Origin of the sequence: Flavobacterium sp. MMS24-S5 (assembly GCF_050320125.1) — a bacterium.
GTDB classification, from domain to species: domain Bacteria; phylum Bacteroidota; class Bacteroidia; order Flavobacteriales; family Flavobacteriaceae; genus Flavobacterium; species Flavobacterium tyrosinilyticum.
This window is the reverse complement of record NZ_CP190016.1, coordinates 5,242,688-5,262,902: the sequence shown is the minus strand read 5'-3', so window position 1 is coordinate 5,262,902 and position 20,215 is coordinate 5,242,688. Positions and strand designations below refer to the sequence as shown.

The window sequence follows — 20,215 nt, the reverse complement described above, 5'->3', positions numbered from 1 at the left end:
AGAAATCTTTTTCTTTTCTTCTTTTTCATTCATTCTATTTTTTGTATTTAGCATATTTATACTAAGAGAAACTATATTTTTTCATCGACAGAAAAACCTAATATTAAGAAATATTAATATTGGTTTATTACTATTTTCTATTCCTTTTTTTGTTTTTATGGCAATTCTAAGCGTTGCAATTATTAATTATTAATATTAGTTAATAATGAAGTATATCTTAACAGATAAAAAAATCCTGCCTTTATTAATATTAGGAACTTGCACAAAAAGAATTTCTGCGCTATCGTAACGCATTTACGAATGATTGCGTTGTATGAGCGGATGTTGAAAGAGAAAGATGAAATGCTCATAAGGTTTGAGAAATTAATCAAAAACAAATAATAATTCAAAAAAAAAGAGACTTAAAAGTCTCTTTTTTTTTTGAATTATTCTGCACCCGGTTTCTTTAGACCGATATCTTTCATTGGATATTTTTGATAAGTGGCAAGATGTGCTGCAATTAGCTGCATTACGCCTGGAATTCCCCATTCAAAATAACGGTGTCCTTGACTCAATTGTTCTTTTGGGTCAGCATAAATATTATATACCCACGGACTCATCCCGATACTTTGAATAGTAGACTGATCTAGGTTTCTTCTTGTAGCCGAGGTATTAAAAACATTCATATGCACTTTGTATTCCTGCCAGCGTATAGCCATAAATTTGGTTTCTGAATACATAAAAACAGCGTTTCGATTAGAAACTCCTTTGTCTGACAGAAAAAACGATAACTGATCTACTCCATCAATATAATTACTGGAAGGAATTTTATCTAAAACTCCTGCTGCCGAAAGAGAAGTATTAAACATATCGCAAATGTCAAATAAACCATCGCTGATGCGTCCTGGAGCAATCATACCTTTCCAGTATGCGATTCCCGGAACTCTCACTCCTCCTTCCCAAGTTGTGCCTTTTCCTCCTCTAAATGGTGTATAACCACCGTCTGGCCAAACATCTTCATTTGGTCCGTTGTCAGAAGTAAGAAATACTAATGTATTGTCGTCTATTTTTAAATCCTGCAAAAGTTTCATAAGCCTTCCCACAATGTCATCAACTTCAACAATAGCATCTTTATATGGAATTGCTGCAGGGCTTTTTCCTTTATAACCTTCAGATACATAATTATCATTGTGCACTTTAGAAAATGAGTGAATCAAGTAAAATGGTTTATTTTCTTTGACCGAACGTCGAATAAAATCCTCGCTGTAATTAGCAAAAACCTGATCTACTTTAGAAAGTTCTTCTATGGTAGATATGGGTTGAACCACTTTATTTTCTCCTCCTTTTTTACCTGTTAAAATATTCTGGTCAACAAGTTTCTTCACCGCAGCTAGTCTTTCTGGCTTATTGATCAAATCTGGATAAATCCATTCGTTTACAAACTGCGCGTATTCTGACTGAACAGAACCAAATCCCAGCCATTCATCATAACCTACTTCGTTTGGCAGACTTCCTTTGCTTTCGCCCAAATGCCATTTACCCGAAATAGCCGATTTATAGCCATTTTGAGAAAGTATTTTGGCTGTTGTATTTTCTGAAGCCCACGGATTTACTTTAGGATTTTCTCCAGTTAAAGTTGGTCTTGTCAGCCCCGATCTTGCCGGAATTCTTCCCGTCATAATCGCCGCACGACTCGGTGTGCAGGTTGGCTGCGCATAAGTCGAAGTCAGTTGCAATCCTTCATGAGCCAGTTTATCCATGTTTGGTGTTGGTGCACCAATCGCTACACCGCCGCCATAAACACCAATATCTCCGTAACCCATATCATCAATAAGAATGATCAAGATATTAGGTTTATTTTTCAATTTGCTCATTTTGTCCTTCATTTCTTTATCCTGATCTGGATGCGGAATTGCTGGCTCTAAATAATCTTTTACTCTGACCGTTGGATTAAAATAATTTTGCTGTGCACTAATTTGAGTTGTAAAAGCAAGTGCTGCTACTAAAACAATAAACTTTTTCATGATATAATGCTTAAATTGTTCTTATTAAACAACTAATTTACAAACAAGCAACAAGCAAAATTTCGTGATGATGTTGCAAATTATAATTTGAAACATTTTTTTTAATATCCCAATCGGGCGAATTTGTACACAAAGCATATCTTAACAGATTAAAAAGGGAAAATCCTACTTTTATTCGTATTAGAAACAGACAAAGAAAGAATTTCCACACCATCGTTGTGTATATCTAATCTCAGACTTTAAAACTAATTACCCATAAAAAAAACCAGTGAATCAACTTCACTGGTTTTGTAATTATTTTTTAAAAATCATCCTCTATTTTAAGATGACTTCTAGAACGCTTTTATTTTGTAATGCCAAACATCATGACCAATTTATCGTTAAGATAAAAATTAAGCGTTTGGTCTGCTACATCAAAACGCAGGTCTTTATTGTTTAAATACGACAACACTTTTTGTTCTGTTTCATTTCCTTCTCCAATACATGCCATTCTTGTAGACGCTACTTTATCAAAAGAAATACGATCATCATTGGTTTCATAAGTTCCAGAGAAGTTGTTGCAGCCTGTGTTTCCGCTCACTTTCTTTTCTGCTACATTAAACTTAATAGAAGCTCTGCCGTAATCCTGTCCAACATTTTCTAGAGCTATTAGTTTCCAGTTATTTTTTTCGATAAAACTCCACAATTGGTCTTGAGTTGGAATAGAAAATTCCATAACCACTTTGTTCTTCGCGTTTTTAAACTGTACAGTATTGTTTTTCTTTACAATTTTGAACTTTTTCTTTGTTATTGCAGCGCTAAATTCTTGTTCTAATTTCATGCTTTCGTCATTACAAGCCATTAAAGTTCCCATTGGAGAATTGGTCTTAATTTGATTTTTTGCAGAAAGCTTCGTGTATTTTACGTTGAAATTATTACATCCGTTTTTACCGCTTATGGTACCCGTTTCATCGTTAATGGTAATAAATGCTTTTCCGCTGTTTATCTTTTTCCCGTTTAACTGAGTTAAAATCATTTTGGTATTGTAAATGCCTTTTTCGGTATTTACAGGCGTTTTCGAAATAATACTTTTCAGTTTATACTGGTAAGAAGAAGCATCTGCCGGAATAGGTTCTGGTCTTTTGGTTCTTGTTACCATTATCTCATATCGATTTCCTTTTTCAAAATTAAAACCTTCAATATGATCATAAAAAAGCTGCCATTCTTTGTCCTTATCATACTTCACTTGCAGACATTCCATAGGGCCAACACCTTGACATGGCACTTTACTTTCTTTTACAAACATTTTTAAACTTTCCTGACCGTATGTAAATGCTGATACTAATACTACCACAAAAACATACATACATTTAAATCTTTTCATCATTTTAATTTTTTAGAATACCGGTTAAGCATTCAGATTATTTATGATTTTTTGCAGGCATGAATTGTGCCATTCTAAAATAAAGAATGCTTTTAACTTTTTTTTATCAGCCCTAAATTCGGCTTTTTCCTTAACAATCAAACTGCTAGATATTGATAGTCAGTTTACTTGTTTTACTTAAGCAAAAGTCCTTCTTTCTATTATATTTAAGGATGTTTTAGTAGGATTTTTAGCTTTTTTAAGCTTATAAGAAAAAAAGAAAATTGATTAAGACTTAAGCTTATCAGCTCGATAATTCGAAAGATTAGAAATAAATTCTAAAGGCTCTACATAATGTGGATTTTTGCTGATTTTTCCATCCTTTATAACATAAGGATGCGTAAGCAATATATCAGTAAGTGTGCTTGGGCTAAAACTGTTCACATCGTACATACAAATTAGTGAAACTGCATGTTGTGGAGTTAACAGATTTAATTTGGCTTCGTATTCTAAAAGTTCATCAGTTCCTGGCAGATTCTTAAGAGCCCAAATCATATCTCCACACGCTCTTACACTATCATATCCTGATCTTGAAGCTGATAATAAAGTCTGTTCAAGCGTTTTGTACATTTTTTCGGCAGCAAACTCGCCGTCCTTGATATACGTATTTTCAGAAGCTAGCACTTCCAATTGTCCACTCGCGAGTTTTTGAGCAATAGATATCCCATTATCTGCCAGACAACGACAATGCTCACCGTGACGGTTTCCTTCAAGGATATTAATTACTTTATCATTCGTTTCCAGTCCCTCCAAAATATAAGGAATAATGACTTCATATTGTTGTTCTCTCGAATCGAAAAAACCACAAATATGCATAGGAGCCGAAAACGATTCTCCACATACCGAAAAAGACATTTGTTTGTTCATAACTCAAATATCGCAATAAGTTTTTGCTTATACAAGTACTACATTTTATAATTTTAAATACCATTTGCTATTTCAATTTTCCCAATATAAAAAGGCATCGAAAATCAACCTTATGTTAATAATCAATGCCTTAATAATGATACTATACTAAATGATGCCTATTCTTTCGCTTTAAAAACCTTATAAAACACAAAAAGAATACCCAGCCAAATCGGAATTAATTCTACAGATATCTCCATATTCGTCATCCACATAATGGCTAAAATACCCAATAAAAAGGCGAAACAGATGTAATTGCTTACCGGATAAAATATAGAAGCAAACTTCGTTTTGGTATTTTCCTTGTCTTTGGCACGTCTAAATTGCAGATGCGTATACGAAATCATAACCCAGTTAATTACCAAGCAAGACACTACTAAAGACATTAAAATACTAAAAGCTTCTTCTGGAATTACTTTGTTTATTAAAATACAGATAGCCGCAAAACACGAAGAAACTAAAATGGCATTAACTGGAACCGATTGTTTGTTTAACTTCTTTAAAAATTTAGGAGCACTATTCTGATCTGCTAAACCAAATAACATTCGCGAGTTACTGTAAACACTGCTATTGTAAACAGATAAAGCGGCAGTTAATACAATTAAATTAAGCACATTGGCGATAAGGCTTGTAAAAAATATTTTGTTACCAAAAAGTTCAAATTCCATTCCGTTTAAGTTTTGAAAAACCATTACAAACGGACTACTGTCTGTCGTAATTTGTCTCCAAGGCGACAAAGCAAATAAAATGACTAATGCCCCAACATAAAATATAAGAATTCTATAAATAACCTGATTGGTTGCTTTTGGAATGTTTTTTTCTGGATTCTGTGCTTCAGCAGCGGTAATTCCAATAAGTTCCAAACCACCAAAAGAGAACATAATCAAAGCCATTGCTGACAACAGACCTTGAAAACCGCCATTTCCAGTTTTTTCAAAAATCCCTTTTGGAAAAAAGCCTCCGTCGTTATATAGATTATGAATCGTAGCGTGCTCTCCTCCTGTTCCGCTTATTAGCAGATAAGTACCAAAAAGAATCATGGCAATAATCGCAACCACTTTTATAATTGAAAACCAAAATTCAGTTTCTCCGTACACCTTTACCGAGGCAAAATTTAAGGCATTAATAACCAGAAAGAAAAATAAACTGGATGCCCAAAGCGGAATCTCCGGCCACCAAAACTGCACATAAACTCCAATGGCTGTCAGTTCGGCCATACTTACCAGAATATACAAAATCCAATAATTCCAACCTGATGCAAAACCGGCAAAAGAACCGCAATATTTATAGGCAAAATAACTAAAGCTTCCTGATACGGGTTCTTCGACCACCATTTCGCCAAGCTGTCTCATAATAAAGAAAGCGATAATTCCGGCAATAGCATATCCTAAAATAACAGATGGCCCTGCTAATACGGCCGCTGAACCAATGCCAAGGAAAAGACCTGTTCCTATAGATCCGCCTAAGGCAATTAACTGAATGTGTCGGTTAGTTAGTCCACGTTTAAGCTGATTCTCTTCTACAGCATCATGATTGTTTTTCACAGATTTTGTTTTAAGGTATTTAAATGTATTCAGAATGTATAAAAAGCGAAGATAAGTTAAAAAAGCAATCACACAAAGCATCGTTCTGTGACTTCTCTTATAATTAAATATAAATATTCTTTTTTTAGCCGTTGAACTAGCAAATCAACAATAAGCGATATTCTCCATCATTTTCTTTTGGCGCCCTATGAATGCAAGGCTTCACTTGCTGTTTTGGATGATCGACAGCCAAACGCCACAGATGCATTTTTCCTAAATTAATGGGTTCTGCGTCTTTATGCAATTGATAATGCAGGTCAAAGAAATTCTCTTTTAAAAAGTCTTCGAATTCTTCCTCTGCCCCATCATGCAATTCTTTTAGTTTTGCTCGAATTTCTGGAATTAAAATTTTCTGTTCTGCTTGCGAGTTAGGAATAATATCACTTGCCGTTCCGTGGTAAGTGCACAAAAATGTATCGGTTGCAATGGGTGAACGATCAACGTGAAACGAATATACATCGGTAGATATGAAATCAAATTCGTCATCGCGCTCGTAACACTTCAGTAAATTAAGAGAAGGCGAAGCGCCAAATTCAGTCAATAATTGCAAATCGTTTAAGATAATTTCTCTGGCTCTATTTCCTTTTCCAGATAATTGAAGTGCAATTAAATCTTCTGGAGAAACTTCGGTTATATTTTCTTTTAAACTTAATTGATTCACAATCTCTTTAAAATCGCCATCCAGATTTCTGTACCAACATAATGCATTCATTTCTTCCTTAAAATCAGTACTTACAAGCTCAGAAAAAGTAGAGACCACACCAATTTGACTGTTGGAAGAAAATGTTTTATTCATAGTTTGGATATTTTAGATCGATTGCAAAAATAGGCAATAGCAGTTGCTTCTTACCTTTTTATGCATTTAATTTTATTTGATGCTGCGCTCTTTTCTTAAAGAAAAGCTACTGCTTTTTAATAGCAAATAACCATGAAATCAGGTATTGTTTACTGCATCTTGCATTGGTAAATTTGTTATGAACTAAAAAAAATATAGAATGATAGATACTAATTTTGATGGTTTTAAAGTAATGAAATCATTTTCTTTAAAAAATAAAACAGCTCGTTTTGTAAAACAGCTTTTTTATGTTTCCATTTTAACCGTGCTTTTCTCGGCTTGTTCAAGCAGTGATAGTGAATCAAATAACAATGAATCTGATTATTATTTTAAAGCCACTCTAGATGGTCGTAAAATAAATTTTTATAATGCTAACTTTCAGTCCGCTGGCAACGATAATCGATTTGAGTATATTATACTCGGGGGATCTGAAGCGCCTTATCCTAAAACTGCTGGTGAGCAACTTCCTCCATCATTAGATTTTGAAATTTGGAAAATTGGAGGAAACATCACCGCAGGCACTTATTCTACTCCAGCAGAATTAGAAATGGTGGCCCGATATGCTGTTCAAACCGCAAACGGAACTATTTTGTATAGTACTCGAGCTGCCGATGACGTTTTTATAGTAAAAATTGAATCTATAAGTAAAAACGGAATTAAAGGGACCTTTTCTGGAAAGGTTCGAAATCTAGAATCAGGATTAGCAGTAGAAGTCACAGACGGATCTTTTAACCTTCCGGACTCAGACATAATTAATCCGTAAAGTAGGATTTCTAAAATTAGAAAAGGTGTTTGAGAGTTTCAAACACCTTTTTTACTTCTATTAATATTTATTAATGTAAACCGTTTTCTTGTTTACAAATTCCTGAATGCCATCTTGCGAAAGTTCACGGCCATATCCGGAGTTTTTAGTTCCGCCAAAAGGCAGCCTCTGATCGCTTTTTACCAGTTCGTTTACAAATACTGCTCCTTCATTAAATTTGGGCACTAATCGGAATGCTTTTTCGAAATCCTCTGTAAAAATGGTAACACCAAGTCCGAATGGACTATTGTTGGAAAGTGCAATAGCTTCTTTTTCATCCTTAAAAGTCGTGATTCCAATTAATGCGAACCAAAAACTTCTTCTTTAAAAATCGACATATCTGTCGTCACTTTTCCAATAACAGTCGGTTCAAAATAAGCCTTATTTCTTTTACCTCCGAATAAAACTTCACCCCCTTTATCCAATGCATCTTGAAGCTGTTTTTCCAATTCTTCAGCAAGGTCCACTCTTGCCATTGTTCCTATTGTTGTTTCTTCACTCAAAGGATCGCCCGAACGAAGTTTGCCAACTTCTTCTATAAAAGCTTTTATAAACTCTTTTGCAATAGACGATTCTACTAGAAGACGTTTTCCTGCAATACAGCTTTGCCCCGCATTCTGAAAACGCGCCTGCACACAAGTTTTAACCGTTTTCTGCAAGTTGCAATCTGCAAAAACCACCAAAGCATTGCTGCCTCCTAACTCTAAAACTGTTTTTTTAATTTCATTTCCAGCAACAGCAGCTACGGCTCTTCCCGCGGCTTCGCTTCCTGTTAGTGTAACTGCTTTAATTTTAGGATTTTTAATGATTTCTTCTACCATTTTACTTCCAATGGGCAAATTAGTAAAACATCCTGCAGGAAAACCTGCTCGATCAAATATTTTCTCAATGCTCATGGCGCTTTTCATCACATTGCTGGCATGTTTTAAAACGGCAACATTTCCCGCCATTAATGCTGGAACGGCAAAACGCATCACTTGCCAGAAAGGATAATTCCATGGCATAATGGCCAAAACAATTCCTATTGGTTCGTAGCTTACATAACTCTTATGCGCTTCTGTTTCTATTATTTTATCTTCAAGCATCTTAGACGCATTCTCCGCATAGTAATCACATAAAGCAGCGCATTTTTCTACTTCTGCCAATGCCTGAGTAATCGGTTTTCCCATTTCTTGGGTAATCACCTCGGCGTATTCTCGTGCGTTTTTCCTTAACTCTTGACCGGCAGCTTTCATTAAAACGGAACGTTCAGAAAAGGGAATTTCTTTCCAAATCGCGTATTGGGCATCAGCTTTATCAATTGCATTTTCTACTTCTTTCCTATCAAACTCAGCAACTTCATAGACAATCTCTTGATTATAAGGATTTATAGACTTTATCATAACATTATTTTTTATCGTATTTATTTAAAAACGATATAAAAGGTACAATTTATTTTTAGTTTTTAAATTGTGTAAAGCTTGTTTTTTTGATGAAAGTTTCCTTTTAGAACCAAAAAAGAGACTGCCGAAACAGTCTCTTCTGATATTCTGATGTTAGAAATTCTTTTTTCTATAGTTATATTACATTATGTTAAAGCACCTAAATTGAAATATAACAGGAATTTGAAATTCTTATCCTGGACAACTTGTGCCATTAAGTCTGCAAATAGCTTCACCACTATCTCCTAAATAGCAGCAATAATTACCTGGTTTTGGACATACCCCACCAACACAAGCTAAACCTCCTTTTACACTTCTTTTTTCAGTTTTAGTTAGCTCAGCAACACCGTCTAACTTTAAGATGTTTTTTAACATAGCATATAGTTTTTAATATTAGTTAATACCTCAATCGGTTTAAAGACACTTGAAGTTTATGTCTATTCTTGCGCAAGAATTTTTTATATATTTTTATACTATTATCAAACCACTTTTCTCAAACTTTTTTCTTCTGATAAATCACTTAAAAAGTATCTTAAATCATTTAATTCATATTCACTAGGAAACATTTGATTGTTTACAATTTTCACAGGCGTATAATTAAACTGATTCTCAAAACACCAATTGTATTGCAATTCTATTTGCTGATTTACTTTCATACCAATAGGCCCCACATTCCATTTCTCAAGCCATTTATCCAATCCCATCTTTTTTATGTGCCAATCTGAAATTGCTTCTAAAACTAAATGTTCCTTTGTATAGTTAATTTCCAATAATCGCTCTACCACAATTCTATATGGATTATCATTATTTTCTGGATTAACATTGAACAAAACATTCAAAGACACTTTTTCAGGATATTTGGTTATTAATTCTAAGGAATCAGCAAAAGCTTTATGACAATGCCCGCAGCCAGGACTTATTATAATTAAAAGCTCAACATCAGCATCAATATTGCCAAACTTCAGACTGTGTAATTTATTTAAACCAGCCAAAACGGGGATTTCTTTAGTCAAGAAATTTAAAATCTTGTAATTTCTTTTAAATTTTTTCAGTTTACTTACTTCTTTTTCTGCTTTCATTTTACCTGTTAAAACAGGCTTTATACTTAACCAAATAGCTCCTATCAGTATTATCGAAAACAAATAAGAAAAAAGACTAGATGAATTATAAACAAATGACTCTCTCATAAAAACAAAAACAGCACTTTGAAAAATTATGATAAAGGAAATTGTCAAACATAACAAACACCACTTTTTAAGTTGCCATTTTTGTACATAAATAGAATATAATATTACAGGTATAGACACAAGACTCAACAATCCAATTACAAGACTTGATCCAGAAGGATTAGATAATATTGCAATTAAATTAACGCCAAAAAAGAGTACTGGCAGATCAGAGAAGTTGACCCACTTATTAATTTCTCCTTTATTAGAACCAATTACAGAATCACAAGATGCATTTGGGCTAATATTACAGAATTTAGAAACTATTTCACTTTTTACACCCAATTTTTCTTGGACAATAAAAACACTAAAAACAAAACCAGCAATTGAGGTTAAAAGCAATAAAATTTCGCTAATGCCATAGCTGTTATAAACAAATGAAACAACTACTAAAGCAAGAATTGCCAAACTATAAGAATACCAATTTGAGTTTGTTTTTAGGCTTACAATTTTTGATCTATCATTTGGCTCAATAACTGTGACTATACCTTCCCAATTTTGAGTAAAATCATCAAAAGATAAACTTTTCTTCCCTTCATTTTTTGACTCAATGTCTATTAAATCTCCGTTTTTGGTTATTAAGACGATATCATTTTTATATGCAGCCAAAAAAGAATCTGGCAATTCAGAGAATTGCTCTTTTTGAATTCTTACGGCAACATTTTCTATGGATAATAAATCAAAAGTGTCGGTAATGGCAAATAGACTGGGATAATCAGGATGAGATTGAAATAGGTCTTCGAATTCTTCTGTTTGATCTTTATAATTATTGATGCTTAAATACTTTTGAACTAATTGTACCATGTCTAAAGATTATGTTTGTTTTTTGTAAATGTAATTTAAATCTTTCAAAACAAGCAAGTTTTTTCAGTAAAAAAAATAGTACATTTTGGCATATTTTTTGATAATTTCGACAAAAAAATGCAATATAAACACTATATCTACACAAACATTAACATATCCTCAATATAAACAATCCAAGTATTTATCGGTCTTTTTTAGGGTTTTAATCATATAATTAAATTTTACAATAGTCATAAAAATTACTCTATTTTTCTTCAAATTGAGCATCTGCCTATTTAGACATTTGTCAAAATTTGGATCTCAAAAAAGTTAAAATTTGTGAAAGAGCTATAAAAGAAATCTCAAGATTCTGAGTGTGTCAAAACTTTTTTGGATCTAAAAAAATTAAACAGCCTCATTTTTCCTTCATTTTTTTTAAGTTGATTTCTACTCTCTCGACAATTTTCCTTGTTCCGAAAAACTTCTCCATATCAATCTTATCTGTTTGAGTATACAACAAATAGACATGCTGGATTTCTGTGTACGTAAAAACGTACTTTATTACTCCTTGTATAAATTATTAATAATCAACTTTACACTTTCGGTTTCAAATACTACTATCTATTTTACTAACTATTAATTGTTTACTAACCTTAAAATTTAAAAAATGAAGAAAATCATAAAATTATCTTGTATGCTAGCTACTGCAGCATTAGTGTTTTATTCCTGCGAAAAGGAACAAGATTTAGAGGTATCTCAAACTGCTAAAAAAGATACTGACTTAATCGCGAATAGAGACACTGTTTCAAATAATTCTGCCATACAAGCCGGTACAACAGCAAAAGGAACGGCTGGCGCAAGAACCATTACTTTGCAAACCAACACCTTATCTTGCCCAGGTGGATTGTGTACGTCGTATGGTGTTTGGTCTACAGGCGTTTATACCGTTTGGTTTCAAATGAAATTTAATAATGGGTTTTATTGGAGCCGAGGCGGAAAATGCGGATATGGAATCTTAATTGGTGACCAAAATACGGGTGGCGATGCTGCATGGGACGGAAATGGCGGTAGCGCAAGATTTATGTGGTATTGCCCAAGTGGTTCTAATACGGCTAAAGGAAGTGGCGCTTATCTTCAGCCTTATGTATATTATAGAGATCAGCCGGGACAATACGGTAATGATTTCGGAAAGAAATATTACATACAGGAAGGTGTTACTTATAATTGCCAGATATCTGTGAAGTTAAATACAGGATCAAATACTGACGGGTACGTAAAATATTACGTAAATGGTACAGAGATATTGAACGAAAAAATTCGCTGGGTAACCAACGATGCTAAGCGAAATGTAAATGCTGTGAGCCTTCACACTTTCCGTGGAGGAAGCCAAAGCTATTGGACAGCTCCTGTAACAAGCTCTATCTACTATCCTAGTGCATCTTGGGATGCTCTATAGTGTTTAAAACACTTTAAAAAAAACATTTGAACCGAAAAAATAAACCCAGCAACTTCGATGCTATCTATTACCATAAAGCATCGAAGTTGTTATTAGTTAAAAGCTTTCTATAATTCCTTTTTGAAGCAAATACTAGTTTCTATTCCGGCATATTGTCCGTAATTTTCGATAACAGTATACGTTTTAGTGTACAATGCAACTGCTTCTGTTTGCACATTGCTGGTTTCTAAAACGGTCGATGCATAACCTAATTCTTTAGCCCAGTTTTCCAGCTCATTTAAAACCTTAGATGCTATGCCTCTTCCTCTATATTCGTCGGAAACAAACATGCGTTTTACCTCAACAGAATCATCATCAAATTGCTTTATTGCTCCGCAACCCACCGCAATTCCGTTGATATAAGCAATAATGACGTGTTTAATGGCATCAACCTTATTAAATTGGTTGAAGTATTCCTGCATATTACCATTTCGGCTTGCTAAATTCTCATCTAGTTTTACAATTAAACTGGCGAAATCTGCATTTTGAGAATTCGTTCTTACGAGTTCCAGATTTTCAGTATATGCGTATATTTTCATATCTGTCAAATCTTCTTCTCTTTTTCTATAATCTTTTTTTAGAAGCCCTTCATATACAAATCCAGAACGTTCGGCTACTTTAATGCTTGCAGCGTTTTCTTTTGCAATTTTCATAAAAAGTCTATTAAACTTTTTAGTTGCAAAACACCAGTTTTTAAAAGCCGTTAATGCTTCGGCAGCATAATTATTACCATTATGTTCTTTTAAAATGAAATAAGCGAGTTCGCCTTTTGGAATTCTCCAATCGATTCCCCGTACAGATATATGGCCTATAAATTCATTATTTTCTTTTGAAAATATACCGCAAGCATAACTTTTATTTTCTTGCCAATCTATCTCTTTCTGTTCGAGATATTTTTTTGTTGATTCTAAGCTATCATTCACTTTTATCATGTTTGCAAAGTAATCATACAAATATTCGCTGTTGTTGGTAATACTTTTAAAGAATCGTTCTGAATCTTCTATTCTGTAAGGTTTTATTAAAAGGTTTTTGGTTATTATCATTTTATGGTTCTTTGGTAGTGTTTTTCTAGGGATAAAACTAGACAAAAACCTAATGCGCAAAAATGCTATTTTTTAATTTGTTAATGCGTTTTTTGCATTACGCTCCTTTTTTTGACAATTCGTTAAAGTACATTAAAAAATAAATACCAAAAATTAAAAGTCGACTCGCATCTATTGGTATTTTTTAAACAACGCCGACATGGTCTCAACATCCAAAGCCTCAAGATCATTTAGCTTTAGCGACTTGACCATCTTAAGTGTAGATGTTTTGTAAAGTAAAAAATGAGGCGTTTTTAAATGAGACTGATATGCTTCATTATTAGCATAAATTTCTAATATTTTTATCTGATTTGGACTGTCTTTTTGAAACATCGGAAAAATAGCAATCACTCCAGGCTCTAATCTAATAGACGCCTCTGCTTCTTCTTTAAGAATAGCTTTGTATTGCTCAAGATAATCAGGCATTATCTCAACTTCTGCAATGCGAACCATTTGATCTTTATTTTGTGCCATAATACCAAGTGAGAAAAAAGTAAATAAAAACGATACCTTAATTTTATTCCAAAATACATTCATAAATTAATTCTTTTGTCTTGAATTTATAATTACTCTAGTTTTAATCCATTACTAGCGCGTTTAAATATACTGAAAATATAAAGATTTGGCTGTATAATTGTTTTGGCTAATAGTTTTAAAATTGAAATATTTTACTAAATCAGCTTGTTTTTAATCTCTTTATATTTCGAACGTCCAATGGGTAGTAAGTCACCGTTTTTTAGCTGCATGCTGTACTTTCCTCCTGCTTCAACGACAATCTTGTTTGCTTGTTCCCAACAGAGAATATAGGATTTATGTATTCTTTCGAATGTTTCAGGAAGCAGTTTTTCTAAAGCTTCAAGCGATTTATCGTGTAATTCTATTTTGTTATTTGCCAAATGCAATTCGGTATAAATCCCCGCCCCTTTAATGTATAGAATCTCATTAATTGGCACGAGTCTAAATGTCTTTGCTTTTCTTACCGCCAAAAAACGAACATCTCCGCCCGATTGTTTTCCCTGTGTCGTAAAACGTGTAAAGGCTTGCTCCAATCTGTGTTGATCGAAAGGTTTGGGTACAAAATCCAAAACTCCATAATTAAAAGCTGTAATAGCTTTATCGGTATAGGCAGAAATAATAATGGTCTGAAACGGCCTGCCACAAAAGTCTGCAAGATTTCAAATCCGTCTTCTCCATTCAGATTTAAATCTAACAGCAGAAGATCGATTTGATTATTCTCAATCGCTATCAATCCGCTTTCTAGAGAATCAGAAAGTAAAATTTGCACATCTTTGTCAAAGAAATCACGTGTCATTCTTTCTATTCTTTTGGCAATACGAGCTTCGTCTTCAATTATGAGTATCTTCATCTTAATCAAAAATTTTAATGATGGTCTCCCACCCTTTTTCTACAGCATGAGAATCAAAAGACCAATTGGTGCCATAACTTTCTGTTAGTCTGGCTTCGATGTATTTAAATCCAGTTCCTACTCGCTTATCTTTTTTAGTTTGTCTATTTTTAGCTAAAGTCAATAAAGTGTATTCTTTGTATTGCTTCTCTCGGGTGAATTTTAAACAGAAAACAATACAGCCTTCTTTTGGAGGAAGACTATGCGTAATTCCGTTTTCTATTATGGTATGAAAAATAGCTGGCGGAATCGTTTCGTTTTCGTCTATTCTTTCTTCCTGCCATTTATAACAAATTTCTTTACGAAAAGACATTACTTCCAAATGTCTTCGGCACAAATCAATCTCTTGTCTAATTGGAATAAGTGTATCTTCGGCAATATCGTTCATTATATCAAATTCTTCCGCCAGAGCGCGAATAAAAATAACTCCTTCTTTAGGCGATTCCTCAATCCAATCAATCAGCGAGGTTAAAGTATTTCGAAGAAAATGCGGCTGAATATTTTTCTTAATTAGTTCTAATTGCAATCTGGAAGAAAGCAGCAATGATGCATTATGAGCTTCTTCCATTGCTTTTGCCCGTATCGTATGGAGATAGAGCATACAAAGGACCAAAATGGTAAAAGCTATAAACAATCCGAAGTCATAAAACATAAAATAGTTGACCACTACTCCTGCCAATAAACCCGCTGCAACTATAAGTCCGCCTTTTGCTTTTCTAATGGCGGCTTCAATAGCGATTACAATAGAAAAGAAACGAGCAGTAATAGTAAAATAAGCAGCCGAAATATCATAATGACCATAATAGCCAATATAAATCGCTAAAAGGACAATGAACAAAAAAAACAGCACTAGTTTCTTTCTTTTAAATTCAAACTGCAACATAAAATACCACGGCACGAGCATTGAAACAGCAAAAGTGAGCCAACCAATAATCTTTAAACGAGTATAAAATTCATTATAAGGAATATCTAAATAATACTTGACATATTCGATAATGAGCAAACAAAAGAAAAGCAGACAAATAATTCCGAAGAGCAAAACGGCTAGTTCTTTTCGGGTACTATTGAGATAGAGAAAAAAATAATAGATGCCTGCAATAAGAAAAGCACCTGCCATAATATTCATAAAAGAAACCACAATAAGCGGTGAACGTTGAAGTTGCAGATAATCTTTAAGTTTTACATCGATACCGCGCTGTGCTTCTCTATTGTAGGTTTGCGAACCCATTAAAACAACGGTGTGTTTCCCGAGTTTAGACAAATTGTTTGGTATTTGATAATAAGAGGTTTCTGTTCCTGGCACCTCAACACGATCTCCTTTTGCCATTTGACCATTTCTCCCAATCAAAACTCCATCCCAATACACATCAAAAGCACCAAAGGCGTTTATTTGAAGCCCTAACGATTGGGAAGTATTTTTTCGTTCTTCTATTTCAACGTCTGTTTCAAATCTAAAACTTGAACTATCCGGTTTACCCCAATCCATCTTCTGATGATCGTAATCAACATCATATGTTACATCGGTTGTAACGTACTCTTTGTAATAGTTACAAGAGGTACACATGAGAAGAAGTAAAACGATAAAAAAGTAAGATTTATACATAAGATAAAGATAGAACAAATATCGAATTGCCAAATGCTTTTGAAAAGCTTATAGAGCCGTTTGAATGTTTTCGAAAACGGTGCTTTCTTTTATGAATTAATCTTGTACAAGAAAATCAATCAAAATGAAATCTCTAATAATCAAAACCTTAATTCTCTTTATTCCGTTTTTAGGAATAGGACAGCAAACCATTATTTCTGGTAAAGTTCAAGACAGCGCTACAAAAGAAGCACTGCCTTACGTAACGGTAACCATACAAGACAATGCATCAAAAACATTGGCCACAGCCATAACAGACGATCTTGGTTTATTTACTATTGAAGTAGCTCCAAATGTTTCGACCACTATCTCGTTTAGTTACACGGGGTATCAAAATCATACGCAATCTTTAATTGCAGGAAAACAAAAAATTGATTTGGGAACAATTGAATTAATTACCAATATGGTACAATTAAAAGCAGTTGAAATTAGCGGTCAAAAATCGAATGTTAGTTTAAAACTTGACAAAAAGGTTTTTGAAGTGGGTAAAGATGTGCTTTCGCAAAATGGTTCTGCTCACGATGTATTAAATGGAGTTCCATCTGTGGCTGTTGATGCTGCGGGAACGGTAAGTCTTCGTGGAAATAGTAATGTTTTGATCTTAATTAACGGAAGACAGTCTGGACTTACCCAAAGCAATGCGCTTGATCAGATTGCAGCCGACCAGATTGAACGAATTGAGGTTATTACCAATCCTTCTTCAAGATATGATGCTGCGGGTTCTGCGGGGATTCTTAATATTATATTGAAAAAGAACAAAAAAAGTGGTTTTAGCGGTCAGGTTAGATTGGTTACGGGATCGCCCAATGATAGTCGTCTTAATCCGAGCCTTAATTTTAAATCAAACAAAATCAATATTTTTTCCAATTTCAGTATCCGTTCTAGCGATTATGTGGGTTTGTACACAACCAATCAGGTAACTAATAGTACCACTTCTCCAAATTACATGCATCGCGTGCAGAATGAAGACCGTCACGACGATGGAAAATTGCTTTATATGGGTGCCGATTATTTTATTAATGAACATCAAACGATTACGGCTGCTTTTTTAAAGAATGCCACACATGATAATGATAAAACCGATTTGCGTTATCAGTACGATAGTGATCAAGGTAATACCACAGCTGATAGTCTTTTGACGAGACATGGAAAATCATTGGAAAAACGGGATTACAGTCAAATTGAGTTTAATTATACGCGAACATTCCAACAGAAAGCAAAAAAATGGACTATTGACGTTCAATACGATTGGTGGAACAGCGACAAAAAATGGGATCTTTCTACACAACGTTTGCTTCCAGACACAATGGTTTATCCTGGCATTAGAACAAGCTCTGTAGGAAACAGCAAAGATTTTCTGGCTAAGACCGATTTTATACAGCCTATTGACAGTCTTTCTACTTTGGAATTTGGATTAAAAACTGAAATTAGAACGGTTACAAGCAATTATTTGGCAGAAGAACAACAGGACAATAATTGGATCGTTTATCAGAACATTGATAATGATTTAAATTACGACGAAACCATTACGGGCGCTTATACGCAATTTAGCAGTAAAATCAACAAGTTTAGTTATATGTTGGGCTTAAGAGCCGAGTTTACAGATATTGCCATTAAAGATGTAGAAAATGCGTATAGCGATAAAAAAAACTATAACAAACTCTTTCCTACTATCAATCTAGCTTATAAGTTTGATGCTTCGTCATTACAGTTAAATTACAGCAAACGCATTAAACGTCCGTCATTATATGCTTTATATCCTTTCAATGAAGTCACCGATTTAAATGCACAATATATCGGAAATCCTGATTTAAATCCTTCTTATACGGATGCATTTGAAATGGCATTTCTTAAAAATTGGAAAACATTTACTTTGAATCCTTCGGTTTATTATCAATACGAAAAAGGCTTTATTCAAGATTATACGTATCGTCAAGATGATATCTTTCTGACCACACCCATAAATATTGATTACGAAATAAGAAGCGGAATTGAATTATCGACATTATATAATCCGTTAAAATGGCTTCAGGTTAATGCCGAGATGAATTATTATCACTTCAAACAAAAAGGAAATTATAGAGACGAAAACCTAGATTACAGCAGTCAAAACTTTACTGCTCGATTAAGCACGCAGATTAAACTTCCTGCTAAATTTAGTTTTCAAGGCCGTTATAACTTTCGTGGAGAAAAACGCAATGCACAAATTACCAGCGAAGCATTACAATCAATTGATTTCGGGTTTAGCAAACTCCTCCTTAAAGATAAAGCTACTATTGTTTTTGATGTTACCAATGCTTTTAATCTTCGTCAATACAAAAGCGTTACAACGGGAACAGATTATGTCATTAAAGATAATAGCATTCCAAATGCAGCGAGATATCGCTTGAGTTTTGTTTATCGTTTTAATCTAACCGATGCAAAAGCAATTCGACAAGCCAATGATGCTAATAGAGATTGATGTTCGTACAATAGCTAAGAAAAACAAGAAGTTGTAGTATAAAACAGAAATAAATGAAGAAAATAATCATTATATTCACAGTACTTTTAACTGCATGTAATTCTAAAAAAAATAGTATGAGTTCAACAGAAATATTTCCAAAAGGAGAACCTCTTTCTAAAGATTGGTTTACAGGCAATGCATTTTTGAAGCCTTTGATTGCAAGAGACAAGAACAATGAGTTTTCAGCAGGCAGCGTAACTTTTGAACCTGGAGCGAGAACAAACTGGCATACACATCCAAAAGGTCAAGTTCTGTTGGTTATTGAAGGTCATGGACTTTATCAAGAAAAAGGCAAACCTGCTCAAATCATTCAAAAAGGAGATGTAGTCAATATTCCTGAAAATGTAGAACATTGGCACGGTGCTAGCGCAACAACTACAATGGTTCATGTGGCAATCACTAACTTTAAAGAAGATACTCAAGTTACTTGGCTTAATCCTGTTACTGATGAAGAGTATAAAACTGCAAATGAAAACTGAATCATAAAAAAGCCCTCTATAAACAGAGGGCTTTTTTCATTCTTTTTATCAAAACTTATCGCCAGCCCAATGCAGGTGCAACGTGTTCTAAAATAGAAGACAAAATATGAATATTGTAATCTACACCTATGGTATTCGGAATAGTTAACAATAAAGTATCTGCTTCTTGAATAGCTTCATCTTGAGCAAGTTCTTCAATTAATTTATCGGGTTCTGCAGCATAGCTTTTACCAAAGATGGCTCTTTTGTCTTGCTCGATATAACCAAAACTATCATTGCCTTTGGCTTGTCCGCCAAAATAATATCGATCCTGCTCATTAACCAATGCAAATATCGAACGACTTACCGAAACTCTTGCTTCACGCTGATGCCCAGCATTTTTCCAAGCTTCTTTGTACAATCTTATCTGTTCGGCTTGCTGCACATGAAAAGGTTTTCCGTTTTCATCATACTTAAGCGTAGAACTCTGAAGATGCATTCCGTTTTCGGCAGCCCAAACAGCAGTTGCATTCGACGCCGCTCCCCACCAGATTCTTTCTCTTAATCCTTCAGAATGCGGTTCAATACGCAACAATCCAGGCGGATTTGGAAACATTGGGTACGGATTTGGTTCTGCAAATCCTTCTCCTTTAAGTTTATCCAAAAATT

At 34.0% G+C, this 20,215-nt stretch carries 17 protein-coding genes and 2 pseudogenes; 5 read left to right on the top strand and 14 right to left on the bottom strand.

The genetic code is table 11. The features are described from left to right. Positions 1-291: 291 nt before the first annotated feature. Positions 292-381, top strand: a pseudogene (locus ACPWTF_RS24230) (XRE family transcriptional regulator); the annotation flags it as partial. A gap of 44 nt (positions 382-425) precedes the next feature. Here ACPWTF_RS24230 and ACPWTF_RS24225 read toward each other — a convergent pair. From ACPWTF_RS24225 to ACPWTF_RS24205, 5 genes are all read right to left on the bottom strand, one after another. Further along, on the bottom strand, positions 426-2,003 hold the full coding sequence (locus ACPWTF_RS24225; RefSeq protein ID WP_427873656.1) for an arylsulfatase: 1,578 nt from the start codon (positions 2,001-2,003) through the stop codon (positions 426-428). A gap of 343 nt (positions 2,004-2,346) precedes the next feature. Then, entirely contained in the window at positions 2,347-3,369 is a 1,023-nt protein-coding gene (locus tag ACPWTF_RS24220; protein ID WP_427873655.1) for an META domain-containing protein, read from the bottom strand. 264 nt (positions 3,370-3,633) lie between these two features. Beyond that, positions 3,634-4,260: an MEDS domain-containing protein gene (locus tag ACPWTF_RS24215; RefSeq protein ID WP_427873654.1), complete on the bottom strand. Its 627-nt coding sequence runs from the start codon at positions 4,258-4,260 to the stop codon at positions 3,634-3,636. Between the two features lie 170 nt (positions 4,261-4,430). After that, positions 4,431-5,855 (bottom strand): amino acid permease, encoded by a 1,425-nt coding sequence (locus tag ACPWTF_RS24210; protein WP_427873653.1) that lies wholly within the window; start codon positions 5,853-5,855, stop codon positions 4,431-4,433. Positions 5,856-5,991: 136 nt separating this feature from the next. Then, complete coding sequence (locus ACPWTF_RS24205) at positions 5,992-6,690, bottom strand: DUF1826 domain-containing protein (RefSeq protein WP_427873652.1); 699 nt, start codon at positions 6,688-6,690, stop codon at positions 5,992-5,994. A 199-nt stretch (positions 6,691-6,889) separates the two neighbouring features. On the opposite strand from ACPWTF_RS24205, the gene ACPWTF_RS24200 reads away from it, so the two are divergent. Further along, positions 6,890-7,492 (top strand): hypothetical protein, encoded by a 603-nt coding sequence (locus ACPWTF_RS24200; protein WP_427873651.1) that lies wholly within the window; start codon positions 6,890-6,892, stop codon positions 7,490-7,492. Positions 7,493-7,552: 60 nt separating this feature from the next. On the opposite strand, the pseudogene ACPWTF_RS24195 reads toward ACPWTF_RS24200, so the two are convergent. From ACPWTF_RS24195 to ACPWTF_RS24185, 3 genes and pseudogenes are all read right to left on the bottom strand, one after another. After that, positions 7,553-8,913 (bottom strand): annotated as a pseudogene (locus ACPWTF_RS24195) (NAD-dependent succinate-semialdehyde dehydrogenase). Positions 8,914-9,144: 231 nt separating this feature from the next. After that, on the bottom strand, positions 9,145-9,327 hold the full coding sequence (locus tag ACPWTF_RS24190) for a hypothetical protein (RefSeq protein ID WP_427873650.1): 183 nt from the start codon (positions 9,325-9,327) through the stop codon (positions 9,145-9,147). 104 nt (positions 9,328-9,431) lie between these two features. Further along, positions 9,432-10,982, bottom strand: a complete 1,551-nt coding sequence (locus ACPWTF_RS24185) for a vitamin K epoxide reductase family protein (RefSeq protein WP_427873649.1) — start codon at positions 10,980-10,982, stop codon at positions 9,432-9,434. Between the two features lie 646 nt (positions 10,983-11,628). Here ACPWTF_RS24185 and ACPWTF_RS24180 point away from each other — a divergent pair. Beyond that, positions 11,629-12,417: a polysaccharide lyase gene (locus tag ACPWTF_RS24180; RefSeq protein ID WP_427873648.1), complete on the top strand. Its 789-nt coding sequence runs from the start codon at positions 11,629-11,631 to the stop codon at positions 12,415-12,417. 107 nt (positions 12,418-12,524) lie between these two features. Here the strand turns inward: ACPWTF_RS24180 and ACPWTF_RS24175 are convergent, their stop codons facing one another. The 5 genes from ACPWTF_RS24175 to ACPWTF_RS24155 all read right to left on the bottom strand — a co-directional run bounded on the left by ACPWTF_RS24175 (position 12,525) and on the right by ACPWTF_RS24155 (position 16,507). Next, positions 12,525-13,499: a GNAT family N-acetyltransferase gene (locus tag ACPWTF_RS24175; protein WP_427873647.1), complete on the bottom strand. Its 975-nt coding sequence runs from the start codon at positions 13,497-13,499 to the stop codon at positions 12,525-12,527. 171 nt (positions 13,500-13,670) lie between these two features. After that, positions 13,671-14,075, bottom strand: coding sequence for a putative quinol monooxygenase (locus ACPWTF_RS24170; RefSeq protein WP_427873646.1), 405 nt, complete (start codon positions 14,073-14,075; stop codon positions 13,671-13,673). 134 nt (positions 14,076-14,209) lie between these two features. After that, the gene (locus tag ACPWTF_RS24165; protein ID WP_427873645.1) at positions 14,210-14,491 is read right to left on the bottom strand and encodes a LytTR family DNA-binding domain-containing protein; all 282 of its coding nucleotides are present in this window, start codon (positions 14,489-14,491) and stop codon (positions 14,210-14,212) included. Between the two features lie 23 nt (positions 14,492-14,514). Beyond that, a complete protein-coding gene (locus tag ACPWTF_RS24160) occupies positions 14,515-14,904 on the bottom strand; it encodes a response regulator (RefSeq protein WP_427873644.1) in 390 nt (129 codons plus the stop codon). A 1-nt stretch (position 14,905) separates the two neighbouring features. Beyond that, positions 14,906-16,507, bottom strand: a complete 1,602-nt coding sequence (locus tag ACPWTF_RS24155; RefSeq protein ID WP_427873643.1) for a histidine kinase — start codon at positions 16,505-16,507, stop codon at positions 14,906-14,908. 163 nt (positions 16,508-16,670) lie between these two features. Between ACPWTF_RS24155 and ACPWTF_RS24150 the strand changes: the two genes are divergently transcribed. Then, positions 16,671-19,046 carry an outer membrane beta-barrel protein gene (locus ACPWTF_RS24150; protein WP_427873642.1) on the top strand — a complete coding sequence of 792 codons (2,376 nt, stop codon included), beginning with the start codon at positions 16,671-16,673 and terminating at the stop codon, positions 19,044-19,046. A gap of 116 nt (positions 19,047-19,162) precedes the next feature. Further along, entirely contained in the window at positions 19,163-19,567 is a 405-nt protein-coding gene (locus tag ACPWTF_RS24145) for a (R)-mandelonitrile lyase (RefSeq protein ID WP_379799731.1), read from the top strand. Positions 19,568-19,622: 55 nt separating this feature from the next. Here the strand turns inward: ACPWTF_RS24145 and ACPWTF_RS24140 are convergent, their stop codons facing one another. Continuing rightward, entirely contained in the window at positions 19,623-20,210 is a 588-nt protein-coding gene (locus ACPWTF_RS24140) for an LLM class flavin-dependent oxidoreductase (RefSeq protein WP_427873641.1), read from the bottom strand. Positions 20,211-20,215 lie beyond the last annotated feature (5 nt).